The organism is Sphingomonas trueperi (assembly GCF_040545665.1).
GTDB lineage: Bacteria > Pseudomonadota > Alphaproteobacteria > Sphingomonadales > Sphingomonadaceae > Sphingomonas > Sphingomonas trueperi_B.
In genome coordinates, this window is sequence record NZ_JBEPMH010000005.1 from 74706 (window position 1) to 99377 (window position 24672).

Annotated in this window: 24 protein-coding genes; 15 read left to right on the forward strand and 9 right to left on the reverse strand. The window is 67.6% G+C overall.

The window, feature by feature from the left end; all coding sequences use genetic code 11:
- The first annotated feature begins 17 nt into the window (after positions 1–17).
- The 6 genes from ABIC65_RS16100 to ABIC65_RS16125 all read left to right on the forward strand — a co-directional run bounded on the left by ABIC65_RS16100 (position 18) and on the right by ABIC65_RS16125 (position 5024).
- Positions 18–821 carry an SDR family NAD(P)-dependent oxidoreductase gene (locus tag ABIC65_RS16100; protein WP_354310112.1) on the forward strand — a complete coding sequence of 268 codons (804 nt, stop codon included), beginning with the start codon at positions 18–20 and terminating at the stop codon, positions 819–821.
- A gap of 42 nt (positions 822–863) precedes the next feature.
- Complete coding sequence (locus tag ABIC65_RS16105; protein WP_354310113.1) at positions 864–1628, forward strand: SDR family oxidoreductase; 765 nt, start codon at positions 864–866, stop codon at positions 1626–1628.
- A gap of 76 nt (positions 1629–1704) precedes the next feature.
- Positions 1705–2874 (forward strand): M48 family metalloprotease, encoded by a 1170-nt coding sequence (locus tag ABIC65_RS16110; RefSeq protein WP_354310114.1) that lies wholly within the window; start codon positions 1705–1707, stop codon positions 2872–2874.
- A gap of 37 nt (positions 2875–2911) precedes the next feature.
- The gene (gene rclC / locus ABIC65_RS16115) at positions 2912–3538 is read left to right on the forward strand and encodes a reactive chlorine resistance membrane protein RclC (protein ID WP_354310115.1); all 627 of its coding nucleotides are present in this window, start codon (positions 2912–2914) and stop codon (positions 3536–3538) included.
- A gap of 29 nt (positions 3539–3567) precedes the next feature.
- On the forward strand, positions 3568–4437 hold the full coding sequence (locus tag ABIC65_RS16120; RefSeq protein ID WP_354310116.1) for an SDR family oxidoreductase: 870 nt from the start codon (positions 3568–3570) through the stop codon (positions 4435–4437).
- 47 nt (positions 4438–4484) lie between these two features.
- Complete coding sequence (locus tag ABIC65_RS16125) at positions 4485–5024, forward strand: DUF302 domain-containing protein (protein ID WP_354310117.1); 540 nt, start codon at positions 4485–4487, stop codon at positions 5022–5024.
- 45 nt (positions 5025–5069) lie between these two features.
- Here the strand turns inward: ABIC65_RS16125 and ABIC65_RS16130 are convergent, their stop codons facing one another.
- Complete coding sequence (locus ABIC65_RS16130) at positions 5070–6005, reverse strand: MBL fold metallo-hydrolase (protein WP_354310118.1); 936 nt, start codon at positions 6003–6005, stop codon at positions 5070–5072.
- Between the two features lie 314 nt (positions 6006–6319).
- On the opposite strand from ABIC65_RS16130, the gene ABIC65_RS16135 reads away from it, so the two are divergent.
- From ABIC65_RS16135 to ABIC65_RS16160, 6 genes are all read left to right on the forward strand, one after another.
- Complete coding sequence (locus ABIC65_RS16135) at positions 6320–6748, forward strand: DUF983 domain-containing protein (RefSeq protein WP_354310119.1); 429 nt, start codon at positions 6320–6322, stop codon at positions 6746–6748.
- Positions 6749–6753: 5 nt separating this feature from the next.
- Entirely contained in the window at positions 6754–7071 is a 318-nt protein-coding gene (locus ABIC65_RS16140; RefSeq protein ID WP_354310120.1) for a hypothetical protein, read from the forward strand.
- 58 nt (positions 7072–7129) lie between these two features.
- Positions 7130–8512 (forward strand): PLP-dependent aminotransferase family protein, encoded by a 1383-nt coding sequence (locus ABIC65_RS16145; RefSeq protein WP_354310121.1) that lies wholly within the window; start codon positions 7130–7132, stop codon positions 8510–8512.
- A gap of 62 nt (positions 8513–8574) precedes the next feature.
- Entirely contained in the window at positions 8575–9981 is a 1407-nt protein-coding gene (locus tag ABIC65_RS16150; RefSeq protein ID WP_354310122.1) for a cytochrome ubiquinol oxidase subunit I, read from the forward strand.
- Positions 9971–10978, forward strand: coding sequence for a cytochrome d ubiquinol oxidase subunit II (gene cydB, locus ABIC65_RS16155; protein WP_354310123.1), 1008 nt, complete (start codon positions 9971–9973; stop codon positions 10976–10978). The genes ABIC65_RS16150 and cydB overlap by 11 nt, the downstream gene beginning before the upstream one ends.
- Positions 10978–11100, forward strand: a complete 123-nt coding sequence (locus tag ABIC65_RS16160) for a DUF2474 domain-containing protein (RefSeq protein WP_354310400.1) — start codon at positions 10978–10980, stop codon at positions 11098–11100. The genes cydB and ABIC65_RS16160 overlap by 1 nt, the downstream gene beginning before the upstream one ends.
- A 130-nt stretch (positions 11101–11230) precedes the next feature.
- Here the strand turns inward: ABIC65_RS16160 and ABIC65_RS16165 are convergent, their stop codons facing one another.
- Both ABIC65_RS16165 and ABIC65_RS16170 read right to left on the reverse strand, forming a co-directional pair.
- On the reverse strand, positions 11231–12070 hold the full coding sequence (locus ABIC65_RS16165) for an alpha/beta fold hydrolase (protein ID WP_354310124.1): 840 nt from the start codon (positions 12068–12070) through the stop codon (positions 11231–11233).
- Between the two features lie 10 nt (positions 12071–12080).
- Positions 12081–12932, reverse strand: a complete 852-nt coding sequence (locus ABIC65_RS16170; protein WP_354310125.1) for an alpha/beta fold hydrolase — start codon at positions 12930–12932, stop codon at positions 12081–12083.
- 318 nt (positions 12933–13250) lie between these two features.
- Between ABIC65_RS16170 and ABIC65_RS16175 the strand changes: the two genes are divergently transcribed.
- Positions 13251–14027: a polysaccharide deacetylase family protein gene (locus ABIC65_RS16175; protein ID WP_354310126.1), complete on the forward strand. Its 777-nt coding sequence runs from the start codon at positions 13251–13253 to the stop codon at positions 14025–14027.
- Positions 14027–15196 carry a glycosyltransferase gene (locus ABIC65_RS16180; RefSeq protein ID WP_354310128.1) on the forward strand — a complete coding sequence of 390 codons (1170 nt, stop codon included), beginning with the start codon at positions 14027–14029 and terminating at the stop codon, positions 15194–15196. Before ABIC65_RS16175 ends, ABIC65_RS16180 begins: the two co-directional genes overlap by 1 nt.
- A gap of 49 nt (positions 15197–15245) precedes the next feature.
- Here ABIC65_RS16180 and ABIC65_RS16185 read toward each other — a convergent pair whose 3' ends face one another.
- The 3 genes from ABIC65_RS16185 to ABIC65_RS16195 all read right to left on the reverse strand — a co-directional run bounded on the left by ABIC65_RS16185 (position 15246) and on the right by ABIC65_RS16195 (position 17743).
- Positions 15246–15776, reverse strand: a complete 531-nt coding sequence (locus ABIC65_RS16185; protein WP_354310130.1) for a hypothetical protein — start codon at positions 15774–15776, stop codon at positions 15246–15248.
- 54 nt (positions 15777–15830) lie between these two features.
- The gene (locus ABIC65_RS16190) at positions 15831–16430 is read right to left on the reverse strand and encodes a twin-arginine translocation pathway signal protein (RefSeq protein WP_354310401.1); all 600 of its coding nucleotides are present in this window, start codon (positions 16428–16430) and stop codon (positions 15831–15833) included.
- A gap of 74 nt (positions 16431–16504) precedes the next feature.
- Positions 16505–17743: a histidine-type phosphatase gene (locus tag ABIC65_RS16195; RefSeq protein WP_354310131.1), complete on the reverse strand. Its 1239-nt coding sequence runs from the start codon at positions 17741–17743 to the stop codon at positions 16505–16507.
- 232 nt (positions 17744–17975) lie between these two features.
- On the opposite strand from ABIC65_RS16195, the gene ABIC65_RS16200 reads away from it, so the two are divergent.
- Complete coding sequence (locus ABIC65_RS16200; RefSeq protein WP_354310133.1) at positions 17976–20753, forward strand: TonB-dependent receptor; 2778 nt, start codon at positions 17976–17978, stop codon at positions 20751–20753.
- A 285-nt stretch (positions 20754–21038) separates the two neighbouring features.
- Here ABIC65_RS16200 and ABIC65_RS16205 read toward each other — a convergent pair whose 3' ends face one another.
- The 3 genes from ABIC65_RS16205 to cysD are packed head-to-tail and all read right to left on the reverse strand — an operon-like array spanning position 21039 to position 24597.
- Positions 21039–21722, reverse strand: a complete 684-nt coding sequence (locus ABIC65_RS16205; protein ID WP_354310402.1) for a 3'(2'),5'-bisphosphate nucleotidase CysQ — start codon at positions 21720–21722, stop codon at positions 21039–21041.
- 41 nt (positions 21723–21763) lie between these two features.
- Entirely contained in the window at positions 21764–23677 is a 1914-nt protein-coding gene (gene cysN, locus ABIC65_RS16210) for a sulfate adenylyltransferase subunit CysN (RefSeq protein ID WP_354310134.1), read from the reverse strand.
- Positions 23677–24597 (reverse strand): sulfate adenylyltransferase subunit CysD, encoded by a 921-nt coding sequence (cysD, locus tag ABIC65_RS16215; RefSeq protein WP_354310136.1) that lies wholly within the window; start codon positions 24595–24597, stop codon positions 23677–23679. The genes cysN and cysD overlap by 1 nt, the downstream gene beginning before the upstream one ends.
- Positions 24598–24672: the final 75 nt, after the last annotated feature.

Consider the following 24672-nt stretch of genomic DNA (forward strand, 5'->3'; position numbering starts at 1 on the left):
TCCAAGGGAGATTGAACATGAACGCGAATTCCAAGGGCACCGCCGTCATCACCGGCGCATCGAGCGGCATCGGCGCGATCTATGCCGACCGGCTGGCGCGGCGCGGCTATGACCTGATCCTCGTCGCCCGCAACCAGGAGCGGCTGCAGGAGGTCGCCAGCAAGATCACCGACGAAACCGGCCGCTCGGTCAACGTCGTCGTCGCCGATCTGGGCGCCTCGCAGGACCTGCGCCGCGTCGAGGCGATCCTGCGCGACAATGCCAGTATCACGCTGCTGGTGAACAATGCCGGCTTCGGCTCGGTCACGCCGCTGCTCGGCAGCGACATCGACAAGATGGAAGCGATGATCGACCTCAACGTCACCGCGCTGACCCGACTGACCTATGCGGCGGTGCCCGGCTTCGTGGCACGCGGCGCGGGGGCGGTGATCAACATCTCCTCGATCGCCGCGATCGGACCGGAAATCCTCAACGGCGTCTATGGCGGCAGCAAGGCCTACGTCCTCGCCTTCTCGCAGAGCCTGCACCACGAGCTGGCCGACAAGGGCGTGCGCGTCCAGGCGGTGCTGCCCGGCGGCACGGCGACCGAGTTCTGGGACATCGCCGGCTTCGGTGCCTATGCCGAGAGCCCCAAGGTGATGGCGGCCACCGACATGGTCGATGCAGCCCTTGCCGGCTTCGACCTGGGCGAACTCGTCACCGTTCCGCCGCTCCAGCAGGACGGCCGCTGGGAAGCGCATGACGCCGAGCGTCGCGCCATCGCTGCCGACCTCGCCCATGCCGAGCCGGCGCCGCGCTACCGCGCCGCCGCGCTCGCCTGACCCGAATTTTCAGCTTCAAATCCAGATAGAAGGACCCATCCCATGCAGATGCAGGGCAATACCATCTTCATCACCGGCTCCACCTCCGGCATCGGCCGTGCGCTGGCCGAGGCGTTCCACAAGCTGGGCAACAAGGTGATCGTCTCGGGCCGCCGCCAGGCGCTGATCGACGAGATCGTCGCCGCCAATCCGGGCATGGCGGGCATCGCGCTCGACATCACCGATCCGGCCAGCATCCAGGCGGCCGCGAAGCAACTGCTCGCCGAGCATCCGGACGTCAACGTGCTGATCAACAATGCCGGCATCATGCCGTTCGACGATCCCGGCGCGCCGATCGCCGACGCGCTGGTCGACCGGATCTACACGACCAACTTCCTTGGGCCCATCCGCATGACCTCGGCGCTGATCGAGCATCTGAAGACCAAGCCCTATGCCGCGATCCTCAACAACACCTCGGTGCTGGCCTATGTGCCGATCGCGACCAACGGCGTCTATTCGGCGCTGAAGGCGGCGCTGCACTCCTACACCCTGTCGCAGCGGTTCCAGCTGCGGGGCACCAAGGTGCAGGTGCAGGAAATCGCGCCGCCCTGGGTCGACACCGACCTGATCCACAAGAGCGGCGACCCGCGCGCCATGCCGCTCGACGCCTTCATCGCCGAAACCATGTCGAAGCTGGGCGGTGACGCGCCGGAAGTGTTCGTCGATGCGATCCAGATGCTGCGCGACAATCCGGGCTCGGGCGAACACGCCTTCTTTGATGCCTTCAACCAGTCGATGGTCGAAAACCCGATCCCGGTCGGCGCCTGATCCTCTCGCAGCGGGGCGGCCGTGCACGGCTGCCCCGCTGCTTTTCCGTCTCTCCCCCCGGCAGGCGACCGCTTTCATGAATCCCGCAACCGCAACCGATCAGTATCTTGCCACGATCCCCGCCACCCGCGCGGCGCTGGCCACCGCCTATACCCAGGGCGGGCACTGGCTGGTGCTGTGGGGGTGGCTGTTCTCGATTCTCGTGCCGATCGTGATCCTGCGAACGGGCCTGATGCGGCGCATCGCCGCCAAGGCCGCGGGACCGAAGGACCGCAAGAACCGCGCCGTCTTCGCGGTGGCGGCCACCTTCTTCCTGCTCCACTGGGCGCTGCTGTTGCCGTGGAGCGCCTATGCCGATTGGTGGCGCGAGCGCAGCTACGGCATCACCCGCATCGCCGGCGGGGCATGGTTCGCGCAGTCGCTGATCAGCGCGATCTTCTCGGCGATCTCGGGCGGCATTTTCCTGGTGCTGCTCTACCTGCTGATTCGCAAGACCGGGCGGCGCTGGTGGCTCTGGGGGACCGGCATCTCGGCGATCGCGCTGTTCGCGGCGATCGTGCTCCAGCCGGTGCTGCTCGGCCCGGTGTTCCAGAAGTTCACGCCGCTGCCGCAAGGCCCGGTCCGCGAGACGGTCGTGGCGATCGCACACGAGACCGGCACCCCGGCCGAGCAGATCGTGGTGGCCCATGGCGGCGACGGCCCCAGCTACACCGCCCGCGTGGATGGTCTGGGCGGTTTCGCCCGCATCGTGCTGGGCGAGGGGATGGTGGCGACCCCGGTCGACACCGCCGCGCTCCGCGCCGTCGTCGGGCACGAGATCGGCCATTACAAGCACCAGCACCTGCTGTGGCTGACGCTGTTCATGACCGTGCTGGTCGCCGTCGCGCTGCTGGCGATCGACCGGCTGTTCGCCCCGGTCGCGCGACTGCTGGGGGCGGGCGACCGCACCCTGGCGGATCCCGCCGGCCTGCCGGTGCTGGTGGTGATCTTTTCCACCTTCGTGTTTCTCACCACCCCGCTGATCAACACCGCGCTGCGCACCGTGGAGCTCGATGCCGATCGCTATGGGCTGGAGCACGCCCGCGCGCCGGACGGTGCCGCCCGCGCGCTGCTCAAGACCGTCGATTATCGCGCGCCCTCGCCGGGGCGGCTCGAGGAAATCCTGTTCTACGAGCATCCGAGCATTCGTCACCGGCTGGAGAACGCGATGGCCTGGAAGGCCGCGCATCCGGCCGTCCGCCGCTGATTTCGCTGCATTTTTCTCCGTACTGAGGAGCTACGTCATGAATTTCGATCAGATCCTGCGTCTTGCCGCGAGCGGCAACTCCACCCGCATCGGTATCGCCAGCATGAAGATCGCCATCGCGATCATCTTCCTGTGGATCGGCGCGCTCAAGTTCGTGCCCTATGAGGCCGACAGCATCACCCCGTTCGTGGCGAACAGCCCGGTGATGTCGTTCTTCTACAAGGATCCCGCGGCCTATAAGCCGCACTTCACCCATGAGGGCGAGCTGAACGTTGCCAAGCGCGAATGGCAGGTGCAGAACCGCACCTACAGCTTCTCGCGCGGGCTCGGCACGGTGGAGCTGATCATCGGCTTCCTGACGCTGGCCGGGCTGGTCTCGGCGCGGGTAGGGCTGGTGGGGGCGATCCTCGCCTTCTGTACGCCGTTCGTGACCCTGTCCTTCCTGGTGACCACGCCCGAGGCCTGGGTGCCCGCGCTGGGCGATGCGCAGCACGGCTTTCCCTATCTCTCCGGCGCGGGCCGGCTGGTGCTGAAGGACGTCGCGCTGCTCGCCGGCGCCTGGCTGGTGATCGCGGACACCGCGCGGGTGCTGCTCGCCCGCCGTTCGGCCGCACCCGCCTCGTTCGCGCCGGAAGGCTATTGGGGCGCCCCGCGCGCCCGCTGACGCACCCCTCGAACCAGATGGACGTAGCAATGACTAGACATTGGCTGATCACCGGCAGCACCAAAGGGCTCGGACGCGCGATCGTGGAACATGTGCTCGCACAGGGCGACAAGGTCTTCGCCACCGGGCGCGACCTGGGGGCGCTCGAAGCGCTGGCGCAGGCCTATCCGGAGACGCTCAAGACCTTCCGGCTGGACGTGACCGATGCCGCGCAGGCGGCAGCGGCAGTGGAGGCGGCGATCGCCGCCTTCGGCCGGCTCGACGTGCTGGTCAACAATGCCGGCTATGCGCAGATCGCGCCGTTCGAGCAGACCGACCCGTCCGCCTTTCGCGACCAGATCGAGACCAACCTGTTCGGCGTGGTCAACCTTGTCCGCGCAGCCCTGCCGGCGATGCGGGCACAACGAGCGGGCACGATCGTCAACATCTCGTCGGTCGGCGGCCGGGTCGGCGCCCCCGGGCTCGGCGCCTACCAGGCCGCCAAATGGGCGGTCAGCGGCTTTACCGAGGCGGTGGCGCAGGAACTGGCGCCGTTCGGCGTGCGGATGATCTCGGTGGAGCCGGGCGGCATGCGCACCGAATGGGGCGCGACCGCCCACCGCGAGCCCGTCGACCTGTTGCCCGACTATCAGCCCACCGTTGGCGCGATGCTCGACATGATGGCGCGGTTCGTCGGCAACGAAGTCGGCGATCCGGCGAAAATCGCGCGGGTGATCTTCGACCTGTCGCGCAAGGAGACATTGCCGCCGCACCTGCTGCTCGGCAGCGATGCGCTGCACGTCTTCGAAAAGGCCGATGGCGCGCGGCAGCAGGCTGCAGCCGAATGGCTGGCGGTCAGCCGCTCGACCGATTTCGATGCGGGCGAGGCGGCGTATCTCTCCGGCTCGCAGTTCGCGTGAACCGGCCGGCATCACCTCACTCCGAACCTGCAGAAAGGCTGTTTGCCATGCGTGACGATTCCCTACAGGCCCTTACCAAGGTCTGCCCCGCCGCCGGCTTCGCCATCGAGCCGTTCGAAGGCGAGAAGCTCCATCGTACGGTGCCTGCCAGCTTCGATACCGTTGTCGCGCGCCTCTCGGCCGAACTGGGCCGCTTGAGCGCGGACGAGGTGAATGTCCTCGCTGCCGAGGCGGCCGATCATGCCGCGTTCGGCCGCGCCGTGCAGGCGCGGCTGGGCGCGAGCGGCTTCGTGGTGCTGGGGGTGATCGATCACGGCACCTGGCTCAAGCTGTTCGGCCATCCCGGACGGCTGGAGCGCTGGTTCGTCGGCAACCCGCTGATCGCGGAGACGATGATCGCCGAGGACCGGGTCGCCGGCCTGTTCGCGCCGGTAGAACTGCTGATCGACGAGGTGGGGCCGGCGCAGACCCGGATCACGCTGGTGCGCCCCTCGGCGCTGATCGGGCGCGGTCATTCGGAAGCGCTCGATCGCATCACCGCGATGCTCGACGCGAAGCTGCTGGCGCTGATCGAGCACGCGGGCTGACGCGCTAAAGGGCCGCCGCGCGCCGGGCGCGGCGGCCTCGCTGTTTCACACGCCGCGATAGACCAGCGTCGTGAACAGGGCGGGGCTGATGATCATCTGGCCCCACTTCGCATCGAACTGGGCGGTCGGCTGCGCGGCGATGGTCTGCTCCAGCGTCTTGCCTTGCTGCTTCAGCGCGGCGACGTTGGCGCGGATCGTCACGAGCATGTCGCGATATTCGACCAGCGTCGCGCGGGTGCCGAGCGGGCCGTGGCCGGGGACCACGATCGTGTTCTCGCCGGCCATCGCGATGTTGGCGTTGGCGGCGGCGATCATCCCGTCGATGCTGCCGCCCGCGACATAGTCGATGAACGGGTAGAGGCCGTTCCAATAGGTGTCGCCGGTCAGCAGCACGTCGGCCTTGGTGAAATAGGCCGAAAGGTCGCCATCGGTGTGCGAGGGCATATAGGCGCGCAGGCGCAGGACGTCGGTGCCATAGGGGAGCGACCTTTCCTGCGCGACCAGCATGGCGGCACGGCCGCCGGCGGGCAGCGGCGCGAAGGTGTGGCCCCATTCGACGACGCGGATCGTCTGGCCTAGATGCTTGGCGGTATTGGCCTGGGCGATGATCGTCGCACCGGCATCGTGGACCCAGACATTGCCGTCGCTATGGTCCCAGTGCCAGTGCGTATTGACCGCGTACTTGATGCCGCTCGGCTGGATCTCGTGCAGCTTGGCTTCCACCTTGGCCTTGGACAGCGCGATGCCGTCGTCGACCATCAGCAGCCCGTCCGGGCCCGGCATCGCGACCATGTTGCCGCCCGAGCCCTGGAGCAGCACCACGCCGCCGCGCAGCGGAGTGGTGGTGATCTCCGACGACGCGGCGGCGGCGTTGATCTGTTCGTAGGGCGTCTGCTGCGCGGCGGCGAGGCTCGGGGCCGCCAGCCCGGCGAGCAGGGCCGTGGCGGAGGCCAGCAGCCGGGGCAATGATGCGTTCTTCATGTCGCTCTCCCTGTTGGATCCTGGTGCAACGCCGGAGAGGCGCGCCGGGCGATCCTAAGGGCAGGGGGCGCTCGGTCGGTTCTATACGGGCGTATCGGCGGATACCTGCGCTGTGCTGGCACACCCGTGTCGAGGTTCGACATACGCACGTATGGATGCGAGCTGGTTGCGATTAGGCGATATTCCGAGCTGGCGTTGGACGCATGCAGAAGCGGGCGAGAAAACGACACATGAATTTGATGCCAAATAGATTGTGCATGTATATTGCATGCACTATGTATGGAAGCAGATGAGGCGACTCAGGAGCTTGGGTCATGACGGTATCTGCGAAGGCGGCGTTCCCCTGGATCCTTCGATGCGGTTGGAAGGGGCTGTGCCCGCGCTGCGGCAAGGGGCGGATGTTCCGTTCCTGGCTGAAGGTTGTCGACAAGTGCGAGGCATGCGGGCTCGACTATCGCTTCGCCTCGCCGGACGACGGCCCGGCCTTCTTCTCGCTGTGCATCGTCGTGTTCCCGCTCACCTTCGTGGTGGTGTGGGTGCAGGTGGCGTTCGATCCGCCCTTGTGGATCCACCTGTTCACCTCGCTGCCGCTGATGGTGTTGGGCAGCCTGTTGCCGCTGCGGCCGATCAAGGGCTGGCTGGTGGCCTCCCAATATGTGAACCGCGCCCGCGAGGCGGGCACCGAGCGGTTGTGGAACCGGCTCGACGGCCGCGCCGCCGGCAGCGACCTGTTCGAGGGGTGATCGCCGTGACCGCGCCCTTTGCTCAGGTCGAGGCCGCACGCGCGGCCGCCGCGGCGGTGCTCGTCGACATGGGGCGGCTGGCCGAGGCCGACATGGTCGCGCGCGGGCAGGGCGACGACTTCCTGGAGGTGCGCACCGCCCTGCTCGCGGTCCAGCGGGCGAGCGGCCGGGTCGCGCTGCTCGAACGGGCACTGCACTGCTATGCCGATCCGGACTTCTGGGACGCCGAGCCGTGCGAGGCGATGCTCGCCTATCACGACCGCGGCGACGTCGCCCGGGCCGCGCTGCGCGGCCGCGACGGCTTTGCGCAGCACCGGGATTGAGGGGTGGACATGCGCGCAACGTCTGTAATTTTGTATGGGATCGGCTAGGCCTCGAACCATGCAAGGCTGGAAACCCGACATCGCCGGAACCCTGGGTCCGAAGTACCTCGCCATCGCCGAGGCGATCGCGCGCGACATCGAGGCGGGGGCGCTGCAGCCCGGCGACCGGCTGCCGCCGCAGCGGATGCTGGCAGAGGCGCTGGGCGTGGACCTCACCACCGTCACCCGCGCGTACGGCGAGGCACAGCGGCTGGAGCTGATCGAGGGCGATGGCCGCCGCGGCAGCTTCGTGCGCAACAAGGCCGCCCAGCCCAGCGGCATTCCCTATACCGAGCCCGCCGATGCCGGGATGAATGCGCCCCCCGAAGCCGCGGACCGCCAGCTGGAAAAGGCGTTCGCCACCTCGGCGACGAACCTGCTCGGCCGCGCGGACGGACCCGCGCCGTTCCACTACCAGCCGCGCGGCGGCATGCCGCTGGCGCGCGCGGCAGGGGCTGCCCTGCTGCAGGGCCGCGGCGTCCCCGCCCAGGAAGATACCGTGCTGGTCAGCGCCGGCGGCCAGCACGCGCTACACGCGGTGATCAGCACCGAGCTGCGCCCCGGCGACGTGCTGGCGGTGGGCGCGTTCGTCTATCCGGGGCTGCTCGCGGTCGCGCGGCGATATGGCCTGACGCTACGGGTGATCGCGAGCGACGGGGAAGGCATGGTGCCCGAGGCGCTGGCGGAAGCCTGCGCGGACGGCGTTTCGGCGGCCTATGTCGTCCCGACCAATGACAACCCGACCACCGCAACAATGGGCCTGGCCCGGCGCGAGGCACTGGCGGCAGTGATCCGCCGCCAGGATCTGAAGCTGATCGAGGACGACGCCTATGGGCTGCTCCCCGAAGAGACTCTGCCGCCGCTCGCCGCGCTGGTGCCGGAGCGGTGCTGGCACATCGCCAGCGTTTCCAAGATACTGTCCCCCGGCCTGCGCGTCGCCTGGATCGCCGCGCCCGACATCGCGGCGGCATGGCGGCTCGCGGCCGACCTGCACGAAACCGCGGTGATGGCCCCGCCGCTCAACGTCGCCGTCGTCGCCGACTGGCTGCACAGCGGCAGCTTCGACACGCTGCGCGCCGCGGTGCGGGCGGAGGCCAAGGCACGCCAGGCGATCGCCCGCGCGGTGCTGCGCCCCGGCAGCTTCCAGTCGCAGGAGGAAGGCTACCATCTCTGGATGCCGCTTCCCGGCGGCGCCAATGCGGCGGAAATCGTCAACGCGCTTCGGCCGCAGGGCCTGGCCGTGGTGGCAGGCGACGCCTTCGCGGTGGCGCCGGCCAGCGCGCCGCCCGCGCTCAGAATTTCGATCGGCGGATCGACGCCACGCGACCGGCTGGAGCGTGCGCTGCGACTGCTCGATGCGCTTACTACGCCCGACGTGACGCGAAAAATCGCGCTGGTCTAGCGGTTCGACCGACCCTCCGCCTGCTACGGCAGGCTGCAACCCTTTTCGGGAGGTTTCCTGCCATGGGAGACGAAGCCCTTCTCCTCGCGCGCGCCCAGTTCGCGTTCACGGTGTCGTTCCATTTCATTTTCCCGGCCTTCTCGATCGGCACGGCCAGCTTCCTGATGGTGCTGGAGGCGCTATGGCTGAAGACCGGGCGCGGCGTGTACGCCAACCTCTATCGCTACTGGCTGAAGATCTTCGCGGTGGCGTTCGGCATGGGCGTCGTCTCGGGGCTGGTGATGGCCTATCAGTTCGGCACCAACTGGTCGGTCTTCTCGGACAAGGCGGGGCCGATCGTGGGCCCGCTGATGGCCTATGAGGTGATGACCGCCTTCTTCCTCGAGGCCGGCTTCCTGGGCGTGATGCTGTTCGGCATCAACAAGGTGGGGCCCAAGCTCCACTTCTTCGCCACCCTGATGGTCGCGACGGGCACGCTGATCTCCGCCACCTGGATCGTCAGCACCAACAGCTGGATGCAGACGCCGGCGGGCTTCGTGATCAGCGACAAGGGCCAGTTCGTGCCCGCCGGATCCTGGCTGCCGATCATCTTCAACCCCAGTTTCCCCTACCGCGTCGTCCATGTCGTGATCGCGGCCTATCTCACCACCTCGCTGGTGGTGGCGGGCGTGGGCGGCTGGCACCTGCTGCGCGACCGCAGCAATGTCGGCGCGCGCAAGATGTTCTCGATGGCGATGTGGATGGTGGCGATCGCCGCCCCGGCGCAGATCCTGGCGGGCGATCAGCACGGGCTCAACACGCTCGAGCACCAGCCGGTGAAGATCATGGCGATGGAGGGGCACTATCAAAGCCACCCACATGGTGCCCCGCTGATCCTGTTCGGTATCCCCGATCCGGCCGCCAAGCGCGTCGACTATGCGATCGAGATCCCCAAGATGTCGTCGCTGATCCTCAAGCACGATCTCAATGCGCCGCTGGGCGGGCTGGACAGCGTGCCCGCCGATCGCATCCCGCCGGTTCCGATCGTCTTCTGGAGCTTCCGCATCATGGTGGGCCTGGGCTTCGCGATGCTGGGGCTGGCGCTGTTCGGGCTGGCGATGCGGGTGCGGCGTAAGCTGTACGACGCGCCCTGGCTCCACCGCCTGGCCGTGCTGATGGGGCCGACCGGCTTCGTCGCGGTGATCGCGGGTTGGGTGACGACGGAGGTCGGGCGGCAGCCCTTCACCGTCTATGGCTTCCTGCGCACCGCCCAGTCGCATTCGCCGCTCCAGGCATCGGCGGTGGCGGCATCGCTTGCCAGCTTCGTCATCGTCTATTTCATCGTGTTCGGGTCGGGCACCTATTACCTGCTGCGCCTGATGGCCAAGCCCCCCGCGCCGCACGAAACCGAGCCGGCCGCCATCCCCCAGCGCGCCGCCGGCATCACCCCCGCACCCGCGTTCGAAGGAGTCAGCGGCGATGCTCACTAATCCCGATCTCGCCACCGTCTGGGCGTGCATCATCGCCTTCGCCATCTTCGCCTATGTCGTGATGGACGGGTTCGACCTGGGCATCGGCATCCTCTTCCCCACGCTGAAGGTGGGGGCGGAGCGCGACCAGGCGATGAACTCGATCGCGCCGGTATGGGACGGCAACGAAACCTGGCTGGTGATGGGCGGGGGCGGGCTGATGGCCGCATTCCCGCTCGCCTATGCGGTGATCCTGCCCGCCACCTATCCGCTGGTGATCGCGATGCTGCTCGGCCTCGTCTTTCGCGGCGTGGCGTTCGAATATCGCTGGCGCGACCCGCGCCAGCGCCCGGCCTGGGATCTCGCCTTCTGCATCGGCTCGGTCGTCGCAACCTTCGCACAGGGGGTGATGCTGGGTGCGGTGCTGCAGGGCATCCATGTCGTCGGGCGCGCCTATGCCGGCGGCAGCTTCGACTGGCTCACCCCGTTCAGCCTGCTGACCGGCGCGTCGCTGCTGATCGGCTATGCGATGCTGGGTGCCAGCTGGCTGATCGGCAAGACGCACGGTGCTACGCAGGCGCATGCCCGGCGCCTCGCGTTCACCCTCGGCATCCTCACGATCCTGGCCCTGTCGGCCGTGAGCCTGGCGACGCCCTTCCTGGCGATCGACTATTGGCACCGCTGGTTCCGCATGCCGGGCGTGCTGTTCACCGCGCAGGTGCCGCTGATGACGGCGATCGCGTCGTTCCTGTTCTTCTGGAGCCTCAAGCGCGGGCGCGAACGGCTGCCCTTCGTGATCGCGCTCGCGATGTTCGGCCTCGGCTTCCTCGGCCTGGGGATCAGCATGTTCCCCTATATCGTGCCGCGCGCGCTGACGATCTGGGACACCGCCGCCCCGCAGAGCAGCCAGATCTTCATGCTGGTCGGCGCGGTGTTCATCCTGCCGCTGATCCTCGCCTACACCGGCTGGGCCTATTACGTGTTCCGGGGGAAGACCGTGACCGAGGGGTATCATTGATGCCCGCCCGGCCGCTCGCGCCGCTGTGGCAGCGGCTGGGCTGGATGGTGCTGATCTGGGCCCTCAGCGTCTCCGCCCTCGGTATCGTCGCTACGGTGATCCGCTGGTGGCTGCATCCCTGAAGGTCTTGCAAGCCCCGTGCGCCGGCAGGGGCGCAGGTGTTGCCTCGGTTCGGCTCGGGCGCGGAAAGCCCGACGCAGTCCGGAAAAAGCGCCGGGCGCAGCCGCAAAGCGGTGCACCCGGCCTTGGCCCTCAGGCCTGACGGTAGCCCGACGCCACCCACCCCAAGATTAGCTCGGCATAGCGCGGCGCGGCGTCTTCCCAGACGAAATGGCCGCTATCCACCACCTCGTGCACGGAGTGCGGCAGCCGCTCTGCCAGGAAGTCGCCGTTCGAGGTCGGCACGAACGGATCCTCCTTGCCGGAGATGACGAGCACCGGCGTTTCGATGCCGCCCAGGATCGCGCCCAAGCGCGGCAGGTCGCTTGTATAGGCACGGACGAACGCCGCGGCGTCGTTCCAGCGGCTGCCCGCCGAGGCCTGGCGATAGTCTTCCAGCACTTCCTCTTCGATCGGCACGCGCGCGGCGGAGCGGATCAGGCCCACCACCTGCTCGCCGCCGTCGACGCCCGCGAAATCCGCATGGCTGCTCTCGACGATCTGACGAAGCGGTTCGCCCAGCAGTGGCAGGGAAACGCCGCCGCTGCCGCCGACGATGCTCTCGAAGCGGTCGGGGTGCCGCGCGACGGCGAACAGCGCCGCCAGCGTGCCGACATCGGGTACGATCGCATGCACCCGATCCAGCCCCAGCGCGTCGAGCAGCAAAGGCAGAAAGTCGCCCATCGCCTGGGGCGACATCAGGGGGGCGCTCTGGTCGGACAGGCCGAAGCCCGGCAGGTCGACGGCGACCAGCGGCCCGAGCGGCGCCAGCGCGTCCCACACCCTGTCGAAGGCGCGGACGCTCTGCGGGTAGGGTGCCGTGAGGAACAGCGGCGTGCCCTCGGTGCCGCCGCCCCTGCGCAGGCGGATGCGAATGCCGTCGACCGTGATGGTCTCCAGGGTCGGCGTGGTGGTGTTGGTCGTCGTCATCATGGAATGTCCTTCAGGCGGAGAGGAAGGCGTTCACGTCGCCGGCGAATTCGGCGTGGTGCTGGAACAGGAAGCCATGGCCGGCATCGGGGTAGATCTTCACCTGCGCCTGCGGGATCAGGCCGCCCATCAGGTGCGAGAGGCTGGGCGGGATCATCGCATCGGCATCGCCATTGGCGACGAAGGTCGGCTGGCGGATGCTCTGCAGCCGTTGCAGCTTGGCGTGATCCGCCACGCCCCAGGCACACACCGCGTCGTAATGGGCATCGCGGGTCTGCAGGCTGCTCGCCACGTCGCGATCCTGGGTCCGGGCGAGAAAGCGGCCCAGATATTCCCTGCCTGCCGCCTGGCTGGTCTCGGTGGGCTTGAAGAAGGTGTAGAGCAGCTCGGCCGCGCCGGGTTCGTCCTTGCGGACGGCATCGGCGATGTCCTTGCGCCAGCCATGCATGTTCGGCCCGCCCTGCGGGCCGGTCGCGGCAAGGATCAGCCGGCGGACGAGATCGGGCCGGATCAGCGCCACCTCCTGCGCGACGAAGCCGCCGAGCGAGAAGCCGAGCAGGTCGATATGGGTGAGCTTCAGCGCATCGATGAAGGCGAGCAGGTCGCGCGCCATCTCGACGATGGTCGCGGGCGTGGTTCCGCTGGTGCTGCTGACGCCGCGATTGTTGACGAGGATCAGCTCGCGTTCGTCGGCAAGCGCGTCGAGCAGCGCGGGATCCCAGGTATCGAGATCGCCGCGGAAGCGCGGCAGCAGCACGAGCGGGGTGCCGCCCGGCTTGCCGTAGCGCCGATAGGCATAGCGGACGCCGTTCTCCGCTGCGAGAAAGCGGGTAGGGGCGGTCAGGCTGGTTTCGGTGGCAGACATGGCAGACTCCAAGGCTCTGGAATGTCTTCGAGAATCCCCGTTCCGGCGATGCGGCGCCATCGGCCCGCGGCAGGGGGTGGCCGATGCCGGAGTATAAGGGACACGCGCGTCGGCACCGGGTAAACCACCAAGAAGTTCGGCCAACCGCCGTCGCCGGACGGCGGCCGATCGCATTTCTCGCCGCCATGGTGCGGATTGCCCGCAACGGCGACGTTTGATGCTTTGACGTCACTGCGTTACAAAAAGTCCGAATTCGGCCCGCTTGCCGCCCTGTTCCGGCGGTCTATATCGCTCGCACCCGCAGCAAAGAACGATAGGATGACCGCAACCACCCGCCCCCAAGGGCCCCGAGGCCCCAGTTTGCTCGCATCGATCCACGATGTCGGGCCCCGTTCCGAGGGCGCGGTGGACCAGCTTTCCGAGCTGTTCCTGCGGCATATCGGCGCGCCCCGCTACGCTATGCTGGTGGTGCCGGACCATTGGGGCTCGGCTCCGCTCGTCGCCGGCAGCCCGTTTGCGACGCGGCTGCGCGCCTGGGCCGATTCGGGCATCGAGATGTTCCTGCACGGCTGGTTCCACAAGGACGTGTCCGAGCACGCCTCGGCCAGCGCGCGCTTCAAGGCCAAGCACATGACCGCAGGCGAGGGCGAGTTCCTGGGCCTCGACTATGCGACCGCGCGCGATCGCATGACGCGCGGCCGGGCGCTGGTGGAGGACATCATCGGTCGCCCCGTCACCGGCTTCATCGCGCCGGCCTGGCTCTATGGCGACGGTGCCCGCGCGGCGCTGCGCGACCTCGGCTTCGCATTGGCCGAGGACCATTTCCGCGTCTGGGCGCCGCAGCAGCAGGATCGCGTGCTCGCCAAGGGCCCGGTGATTACCTGGGCCAGCCGCAGCAAGAGCCGGATCGCCTCGTCGCTGGCCGTCGCCGCGCTCGCCCGAACGTTGCTCCCGCGCCGCCCGGCGATGCGGCTCGGCGTGCATCCGGGGGACGTCACCGTGCCGGCCTTGCTCACGAGCATCGACAAGACGCTCGGTGCGCTCACCAAGGGCGGCCGCTTCGGCCAATATCGCGAACTGCTGGAGACGCATTGATGCGCATCCTCGACGTCTGCGCCTTCTACAGCCCCTATGGCGGCGGCGTGAAAACCTATGTCCGTCGCAAGATGGAACTCGGCGCCAAGCTGGGCCACGAGATCATCATCCTCGCCCCCGGCGAGCGCGAGGAGATCCTCGAGGAGCGCGACGGCGCGATCCTCGCGACCATCCCGGCACCGCTGCTGCCGCTCGACCGCCGCTACCGCTATTTCGACGACGAGCCCGCGCTGCACGCCGCGCTGAACCGCTGGCGGCCCGATTTCGTCGAGGCCTCGTCGCCGTGGCGCAGCGCCTCGATGGTCGCGCGCTGGCAGGGTTCGGCGGCGCGATCGCTGGTGATGCACGCCGATCCGCTGGCGGCTTATGCCTATCGCTGGTTCGGCACGATCGCCAACCGCGAGACGATTGACAAGGGATTCTCCTCCTTCTGGCAGCATCTCCGCCGGCTGGACGACGGGTTCGACCAGGTGGTGACGGCAGGGCGCGACCTTGCCCGGCGCCTGACCGAGGGCGGCCTCACCAAGGTGGTGACGATCCCGATGGGCGTGGAGCCCGGCTATTTCAGCCCGACGCTGCGCGACGAATCGCTGCGTGCCGAGCTGCTCGCCAGCTGCGGCCTGGGCCCCGAGGCGACGCTGCTGATCGGCGTCGGCCGGCTGGCGGCGGAGAAGCGCTGGCCGATGGTGATCGAGGCGGCCGAGGCGGCGGCGGGGCGGCACCCCATGGGGCTGATCCTGATCGGCACCGGCACCGCGCGCTCCAAGGTGATCACCGCGATCGGCCGCAACCCGCACGCCCAGTTGTTCGAGCCGACCAGCAACCGCCAGCAGCTCGCCCGCGTGCTGGCGAGCTCGGACGCGCTGGTTCATGGCTGCGAGGCGGAGACCTTCTGCATGGTCGCGGCCGAGGCGCGCGCGAGCGGCCTGCCGCTGATCGTGCCCGACGAAGGCGGTGCGGCGGACCAGTTCGTCGAGGGGCAGGGGATGCTGTACCGCGCGGCCGACCCGGTGTCCCTGCGCGATGCGCTGACCCAGTTCGTCGACACTACCCCGATGTTCCACCGCATGCGCGCGATCGCCGATGCGCCCAGCACGCGGACGATGGACCAGCATTTCGAGGAGCTTTTCGCCAGCTACCGGGCGATGGCGTACTCGCGGGCGGCGTGAGGCGGTCGAAGCAAGAAGTGCCGGCAGGTTCGCGCTGAGTCAGGGTTCGCTAAGCTAGCTCGAACCATTCCACTGCCTTTGGTGGCGTGTCGCCGGACCCGAGACTACAGCGGCCATCGGCGCGATACGCGAAAACGCTTTCCGGCCCGTAGATATACCATTGTTCGACGGTAGGGTCGTCGTCCGCCGGCCAGGTCTCGAGCTGCGCCCCGAGATCGAAGGTGAAACGCGAGGTGCCGGCTTGCGGGTCAAGCGATAGCCCGCTCAACTTCTGTCCGTCGAGCATCGCCGTCGCGCGGGCAATCATGTCCCGGATGTCCTCGCTCCAAGCCACGGGTTCGCCATGCGCGGTAAAGCGCCACGCGCAGCAGTAGATCCAGATGTGCCAGCGCCCGCGCACATAGGCCTGGCGTCGCAGCCCGTCGCTGCCTGATTGCCATTCCTTGACGATCAGTTTCGGCGCGTCGAACTCAAGGTCGAGGAAACTCCCATAGCCCTGTTTGGCCCCCCAGACGGGTTGGCCAATAAGAGGTGCTACGACGTCCCAAACAAGGATGGATAAGCTGTGTGGCGCGTCCATCCACGCGCTATCCCATGTCCGGAGCGTACCAGCAACGGCGGCGACACGATCGGGCTATTCTCCCGCGCGTCGCTTTCCTGAAGCGATCGCGGCATCCCAGCTTGGCCATGCGATCGCGCGCCCGGGATAGGCGACGGTTCGGAAAGGCCAGTCCCGCCCGATCCATGCCTGTACCCAGGCATAGAGTTCGGCATCGAAGCCGGCATCGTACTCGGCCTTGGTCACCCACAGCCTCACCACGGCGTCATGGCCCGCGATCGGGCTCGGCGACACATACACGCATCCTCGCTCCCGGCGGCCATCCGGCGTGAGCACGGCGTAGGCGAAGGACTGGCGGTTGCGGAAACGTGCCTGTTCGCTTTCCATGTCGCGCATCGCCTCGGCATCGGTGATCCCGGCATGCGGCCAGTCGGTGCTGCGGGTGAAGGTTTTCTGAAGGTGCTCGATCGACGACGTGTAGGCGTCGAAGTCGATCTTCACCAAGGCGGGCCCGAGCGGCACGAGCTTGAAGCCGTTCGCCTTCACCAGCGTCGGCGGCGCGAAATTGGTCGGCACGAACGGCGGGCGCTGCGCTTCCGCCACGGAAAGCTGCTGCGCCTGCGCCGCCGGCGAAGACGCCATGGCAAGCGAGGCCAATATCAGGATGCGAACCATTGCCGTCATGCGTGCGATCTCCGCACGCTGGATCGAGCGATGGGCCCGCCACGACAATGGGATGTTTACCCCATCTAGTCCCGCGCGCCCGGGCCGTGGTCGCGCGCCGGCGCCGTCGCAGTCGCCAGCCGATCGAGGAACTGCGGCAGCGGGCAGCGGTGCTCGGCGCCTTCGTCACAGCCCTTCAGGCGTAGCGGCGTCCACACCGTCCGATCCCGCGCGGCACGCATGTCGGCGGCGCCCTGGCTGCGGTACCAGAGGCGTACCGCCTGGCGGCCGTTCGGCGCCCGCACCAGCGCGATGGCGATGCCGCCGCCCGGCGACGGGTCGTTGGTCGCGAAGCCCGGTGCCTTGACCGATACGCCCAGCACCGCCGCCAGCGCCGCGACATTGGTGTCGTGGCCGACCAGCACGTCGATCTTGGGTGCCGTCGCGCTGGTAAGGTCCGCCGTGATGCGGTCGACGGTCGGTGCCATCTGGAAGGCGGCCATATAGGGCGGGCGGCTGAACACGTCGAACAGTGCGCCATGGACCGCGCCCAGCGCCTCCAGTCGCGCGGGCGTCGCGCGGCCCCAGCCGACCTGCGCGAGCGGCATGCCTTCGAGATACTGGAGCATCAGCACCTGCGCGGTGCCCGAGGCGGCGCGGACCGGGCCCTTGAGGTCGATCCCGTGGCCGTCCGCGCTGGCGCGGACCAAGGCGGGTTCCACCGGGCTGCACGGCGCGGCCGGGCAGGCGAGGACCTGCTCCAGCAGCGTGAGCCCTTCGGCATGGCGGCGGGTCAGCGCCTCGGCGCCACCGGTGTAGCGGTTGATCGATTCCACCGCGCGGCTCGCATCGAACGCGGCGGGATGGGCGCCAAGCGGCTCGAACATGGGATCGTTGGTGCCCTCGGGCCTGTGACCCACGGGAATCCGGCAGCCCGGCGCAAAGCCCGCCGCATAGGCCTCGCCGCTCGCGATCGTGCGCGGCGAGCTGTTGGTCCAGAGCCGGAGCGCCGCGGGATCGGGGCAGCCGTTCGCGGCGACCAGCCCGGCGGCGGCGAACCAGCGGCGATCCGCCTTGGCAAGCGCGCGCAGCGCCGCGGCACCATGCGGCGTCACCTGTTCGGCCGGCGCATTCCAGCGCGGCCAGGGCTGGCCGGTGCGCGTCGCGGGCGGCACCTCGCCGTCGAGCGGCGCGCGTACGCCGTGGCGCATCAGCAGCACCAGCCGCTCGACATGCGCGGGCTTCGCCGTCGTTGCCTGGGCAAGGGTGGGGAGCAGGGCAAGCGCGGTGACCGCGCCTATGCGCGCGAGAGAAGGGGTGATCATCGGCGCATGCTAGCCCGTCCGCATGAAAGCTGTGTGACGAAAAAGAATACCAATTTAATAATTGGTATTATCTCCACGATTTCTACGCTTTATGCCGCACTGCAGCAAATCTGTAATCTCAACGCATTGAAATTGCCGCTGACACTACGCTGAATTGCCCCCAGCCACGGCTAGCGGCGGCAGCGACCAGCAGGAACAGGCTGGCACCAATATCCAGCGAAGGACATAACCAATGGGACACTGGAACAAGCGCACCGCGCTGCTCCTGGGCGGGGGCATGGTCGCACTCATCGCACAGGGCCAGGCATGGGCCGCCACGCCGCGTGACGACACCGTCGCGGCTTCGGTATCGGATACCGACGATCAGACGCGCGAAGGCGACACGATCGTCGTCACCGGCCAGCGCGCCGCGATCAAGACGGTGCAGGAAGAGCAGGTGAAGAACGCCTCGCTCGTCACCATCGTCTCGGGCGAGGAACTGCGCGCGCAGCCGCAGCAGAACCTGGCCGATCTGCTCACCCGCCTGCCGGGCGTGAATTCCTCGGTCGACCAGTCGCGCAACGCTGCTTCGACCGGCGAGGCACAGTATCTCTCGATCCGCGGCCTCGACACTGCCTACAACGCCTATGAGCTCGACGGCGTTCGCCTGGCACAGACGGATGCGCGCACCCGCGCCATCTCGATGAACCTGCTGTCGCCCTTCGCGCTCTCCGAAGTCCGCGTCGACAAGGCGCCGACCGCGGCGCAGGACGGCGACGCCATCGCCGGCGTGATCGACCTGCGCACCGCTTCGCCGTTCGATTTCGGCGCGCACCATTTCCAGATCCGTGCGCAGGGCCAGATCGCCGGCCGCGCCGCCGCCCGCGACCAGGACCCCTGGGGCGGCACGATCGCGCTCGAAACCGCGCAGCAGTTCGGCAACTTCGGCGTCTATGCTTCGGGCTATTACGGCAAGAAGAACATCTTCAGCGAGTCGGTCGCGATCCACAAGGATTACACCAAGCAGAACGGCAATGTGCCGGGTGCGGTGCGCGACAACCTGGCCAATGCGGTGCCGGTGGGCGTCGAGTGGAACATCTTCCAGAACAAGATCGAGCGTTTCGGCGGCACGGTGAACCTGGAATGGAAGGGCGACAGCACTGATCTCTACGCCCGCACCACCTACGGCGAATACCGCCTGAAGAACTGGATGGACCAGACCGCCGCGCGCAGCGTGAGCCTCACCGCAGGTCAGACCAACCCGAATCCGTCCAACCCGCTCGGCTCCAACTATGACGCGGCGGGCTATCTGGCGCTGTACGGCCTTGGCGGCACCAATTACTTCCGCACCGAGCACAGCAACCAGCGGCTGTTCAGCACCAAGATCGGCGGCGAGAGCCGGCTGGGCGACCTGACGCTCGACTATAACGGCGCCTATTCGCGCGGCGCGACCAGCTATCCGCTGCGCATCCAGGCCAAGTGGGGCAGCCCGACCTATATCGGCACCAACGCGACCGGCCCGGCGACCTACAAGCTGATCACCGGCCTGGCCGACCGCACCAACCCCCAGGTGGTGCTGACCGACGACGCCCGCAACACGATCACCAATCTCGACAATTTCGCCCAGGCCTACACCACGGCGCAGTTCGAGGATTCATGGGAATCGAAGCTGGAGGGCCGGTTGGACGGTACCTGGAAGTTCGGTGATCGCGGGCTCTCCTCGATCCAGGCGGGCGGCAAGTACGAAGCCTCCAAGCGCTATTCGAACAGCCTCGGCGACGACGGCGCGCTCGAATATGACTTCACCGCCACCGACCCGAACATCACCAAGCTCACTGCGGTGCCGGGCAAGCGGCTGAACGGGTTCATGAACGACGTGCAGGTGCCGTTCTACATCCCCGATCACGCCTGGATCGAGGCGCAGAACGCCAAGCTGTCGCTGTCGAAGCTCGCCAGCATCGATCCGGTGCTGCTCGAACAGAACCGCCTCGACGGCAAGGAGCATCGCGCCAGCGGCTATGTGCTCGCCAACTTCGCGTTCGGCGGCCTGACGATCACCCCGGGCCTGCGCTACGAGCACAACTGGTTCCAGGGCCGCTACTGGCAGGACAATGGCAAGACGTCGGGCTTCACCACCAGCGCCCGCAGCTATGACGAGTGGCTGCCGAGCCTTGTCGCCTCCTATCGCCCGGGCGCAAACACCGTGTATCGCTTCTCGGTACGCAAGAGCTATTCGCGCCCGGCGTTCGACCTGCTGCTCGGGCCGACCAGCGTCTCGCGCGACGACAGCGGCAAGATCACCTCGATTTTCGTGCCGAACCCCAATCTCGACGCGGTCGAAGCGTGGAACGTCGATACCTCGATCGAGCACAAGGGCGCGGGCACCGATCTGTTCTCGGCCTCGCTCTACTACAAGCGCTTGAACCATGTGATGTTCTCGACCGGCTCGACCAACGCGACCGGCGATCTCAACGTATGGACCTCGCCGAACAGCCAGCTCTCGCCCGACGGCGTCGAGATCGAGACGCTCGACACCAGCGGCAAGGGCAGCGTCTACGGCGTCGAACTGTTCGCACGGTACAGCCTGAAGGGCCTGCCGGGCCTGTTCGACGGCCTGGGCTTCCAGGGCAATGTCACGCTGCAGCGGGCTGATGCGACGGTGTATGTCTCGAACGGCTATCGTCGCCAGCGCATGCCGCAGGCGCCGCAGGTGATGTTCAACACCGAGCTGTTCTGGGCGCATGGCGGCTTCAACGCCGCGCTGAACTACAACTATACCGGCAACAAGCTGTACGACCTGCGCTCGTCGCAGCCGGACACCTACGTCCAGCCGGTCTCCACGATGAACGCGATCCTCAGCTACACGGTGAACCAGCATCTCACCGCCGGCGTATCGGTGCAGAACCTGCTGAATTCGCACAGCTATTGGGCGACAGCGGGTGTCGGCAAGGCGCTGCTCTCGGTGGATCGCAAGGGCGGCTATGTCGAGGTGGGCCGCTCCTACATGCTCAACCTGTCCTACGCGTTCTGAACAAAAAGGCCGGTCCGCCAAGGGAGGGAAGCGGACCGGCCTGTCATGCGCAAGCAGTACTCTCACTCGGAAAACAAGTCGGCGCCCCACTGGGGGGATCGGTCGTGGAACGCCGACTTGTTCCAAAATGGCTGCGCCCTGCGTCAGTTCAGGGCTGGCCGATACGCTGTTACCGGCGAAGGGAGCGGGGGGAAGCGCTGCCGTTCGCATGCCCTCTAGATAGCCGCGCGGCCCGATCCCGGCCATTCGGGTGGAGTCCGATCCGGGTTTCTCCGTAACGCTTTCTCAACGATCCAATAGATTGCAGTCAGCCACCGCCGCCAGCACGGGCTGGGCCCATTCGCGCCGGCAGATCAGCAGATCGGGCACGCTGGTGCTCGCCTGGTTGTAGACGATGGGGCTGCCATCGATGCGCGAGGCGTGCAGCCCCGCCGCCAGCGCGACCGCGACCGGCGCGCAATTGTCCCACTGATGCTGGCCGCCCGAATGCAGATAGATCTCCGCCTCGCCGCGCACCACCGCCATCGCCTTGGCGCCCGCCGAGCCCATGCCGACATGCACCGCGCCGATCGAGCTGCCGACCTCGGCGCAGAGCTGGCTGGCGCGGGTGCGACTGACCAGCATGCGCGGTGGCTGCTGCGCGGGGGCGAGGGCTGGGGGCGTGTCGCTGGCAAGCGTCACCCCGAGCCGGGGCAGGGCGACGGCGCCCACCGCGGGCGTGCCGTCGATGGCGAGCGCGACATGCACCGCCCAGTCCTCGCGCCGCTCGGCGAACTCGCGGGTGCCGTCGAGCGGGTCGATGATCCACACCCGGCTGCGGCCGAGGCGGACGGGATCGTCGGCGGATTCTTCGGACAGGATCGCGTCGTCGGGCCGCGCCGCGCGCAGCCGGTCGAGGATCAGCGCATTCGCCTCCTCGTCGCCGCGCGCGCCGCCGGCGCACTCGCCCTGGATTCGGAGCAGCAGCATGCCGGCTTCCTCGGCGATGGCATGGGCGAGCTGGGCGTCGTTCACAGCATCGGGCTCCACACGCCCATGATCGCCTCGACGATCTGCTCGGCCGCCTCCTCGGGCGAGGTGCGGGTGGTGTCGATGCGGATCTCCGGCGCCAGCGGCGGCTCGTACGGGCTGGAGATGCCGGTGAAATTGGCGATCTCGCCGGCGCGTGCCTTCTTGTAGAGCCCCTTCACGTCGCGGCGCTCCGCCTCTTCGATCGGCGTATCGACGAAGATTTCGAAGAACTCGCCATCGGGCAGCAGCGCGCGCACCATCGCCCGTTCCGCGCGGAAGGGCGAGATGAAAGCAGTGAGCACGATCAGCCCGGCATCGGTCATCAGCTTTGCAACCTCGCCGATACGGCGAATATTTTCCACCCGGTCCTGATCGCTGAAGCCGAGGTCGCGGTTGAGCCCGTGGCGGATATTGTCGCCGTCGAGCAGGAAGCTGTGTTTGCCCAGCGCGTGCAGCTTCTTCTCGACCAGGTTGGCGATCGTCGACTTGCCCGAGCCCGACAGGCCGGTGAACCACAGCAGGCGCGGCTGCTGGCCCTTTTGCTGGGCATGGGCCTCGCGGGTGATCTCCACCGCCTGCCAATGGACGTTCTGCGCGCGGCGCAGCGCGAAATCGAGCATGCCGGCGCCGACCGTGGCGTTGGTCAGCTTGTCGATCAGGATGAAGCCGCCGAGATCGTGGCTCTCGGCATAGGGCTCGAACACGAGGCCGCGATCGGTGACGACCTCGGCCACGCCGATGTCGTTCAGCGCCAGCGTCTTGGCGGGCGCGCGCGCCATGGTGTTGACGTCGATCGCATATTCGGGCGCACGGATCACCGCGCTGACCGTCTGGGTGCCGAGCTTGAGCCAATAGGCGCGGCCGGGCAGCAGCTCGGCCGGGTCCATCCAAACGAGCGTCGCCTTGAACTGATCGGCAACCTGCGGCGGTGCATCGGCCGTGGCGATCACGTCGCCGCGCGAGCAATCGACTTCGTCCGCGAGGGTGAGGGTGACTGATTCCCCCGCGACCGCCAGCTCCTTGTCGCCGCCCATAGCGACGATGCGGGCGATGGTGCTGGTGCGTCCCGAGGGTAGGATGCGCACCGGATCGCCCGGCTTGATCGTGCCGCTGGCGATCATCCCGGCAAAGCCGCGAAAGTCGAGGTTCGGCCGGTTGACCCATTGCACCGGCATGCGGAACGGCTTGATGCGATCGATGTCGGCATCGACCTCGACGCTTTCGAGATGATCGAGCAACACCGGGCCGTCGAACCAGGGCATCGCATCGCTGCGCGTCGTGACATTGTCGCCCTGGAAGCCCGAGATCGGGATCGGCGTGAAATCCTGGATGCCGATCGACTGGGCGAATTCGGCATAGTCGTCGACGATGCGCTCGAACACCGCCTGGTCATAGTCGACCAGGTCCATCTTGTTCACCGCCACCACCAGGTGCCGGATGCCGAGCAGATGCGCGAGGAAGCTGTGCCGCCTGGTCTGGGTCAGCACACCCTTGCGCGCGTCGATCAGGATCACCGCGAGATCGGCGGTCGAGGCGCCGGTCACCATGTTGCGGGTATATTGTTCGTGGCCGGGCGTGTCGGCGACGATGAACTTGCGCTTCTCCGTCGCGAAGAAGCGATAGGCGACGTCGATGGTGATGCCCTGCTCGCGCTCGGCGGCGAGGCCGTCGACCAGCAGCGCGAAGTCGATCGCCTGGCCCTGGGTGCCGACGCGCTTGGAATCGTTCTCCAGCGCGGAGAGCTGATCCTCGAAGATCTGCTTCGAATCATAGAGCAGCCGGCCGATCAGCGTCGACTTGCCGTCGTCCACCGAGCCGCAGGTGAGGAAGCGCAGCAGCGACTTGTGCTGGTGCAGCTCGAGATAGGCGGAGATGTCGGAAGCGATCAGCGCGTCGGGGCGGTAGGCGGTCATCAGAAATACCCCTCCTGCTTCTTCTTCTCCATGCTGGCGGCCTGGTCGTGGTCGATCGCGCGGCCCTGGCGCTCGCTGGTGGTGGTGAGCAGCATTTCCTGGATCACCGTTTCCAGCGTGTCTGCCGTGCTCTCCACCGCGCCGGTGAGCGGGTAGCAGCCGAGCGTGCGGAAGCGGATCGAGCGTTCGACCGGCACTTCGCCGGGGTGCAGCCGGAAGCGCTCGTCATCGACCATCAGCAGCATGCCGTCGCGCTCCACCGTCAGGCGCGGCGCGGCGAAATAGAGCGGCACGATCTCGATGCCTTCGGCCAGGATATACTGCCAGATGTCGAGCTCGGTCCAATTGGAGAGCGGGAACACGCGGATGCTCTCGCCCTTGGCCTTGCGGGCATTGTAGAGCCGCCACAGCTCGGGCCGCTGGTTCTTCGGGTCCCAGCGATGGCTGGCGGTGCGGAAGCTGAAGATGCGCTCCTTGGCGCGGCTCTTCTCCTCGTCGCGCCGGGCGCCGCCAAAGGCCGCGTCGAAGCCATATTTGTCGAGCGCCTGCTTCAACCCTTCCGTCTTCCACAAGTCGGTGTGCAGCCCGCCATGGTCGAACGGATTGATCCCGCGCGCCTTGGCCTCCGGGTTCTGGTGGACGAGCAGTTCCATCCCCGCCGCCTTGGCCGAGCGCTCGCGGAGCTCGTACATCGCCTTGAACTTCCAGGTCGTGTCGACATGGAGCAGCGGGAAGGGCGGGGGGGCCGGGTAAAAGGCCTTGCGCGCGAGATGGAGCATCACCGCGCTGTCCTTGCCGATCGAATAGAGCATCACCGGGCGCTCGGCCTCGGCGACGACTTCGCGCAGGATGTGGATGCTCTCGGCCTCGAGCCGCTGGAGATGGGTCAGCGGGGCGGGCGACGCGGTCACGGAATCCATGGTGCTCGTTTGCAGCATGGAAGGGCATGTAAAAAGCCCTTGGGGCTCGTGCGATCTAGTAAATGTTTAGCGCGG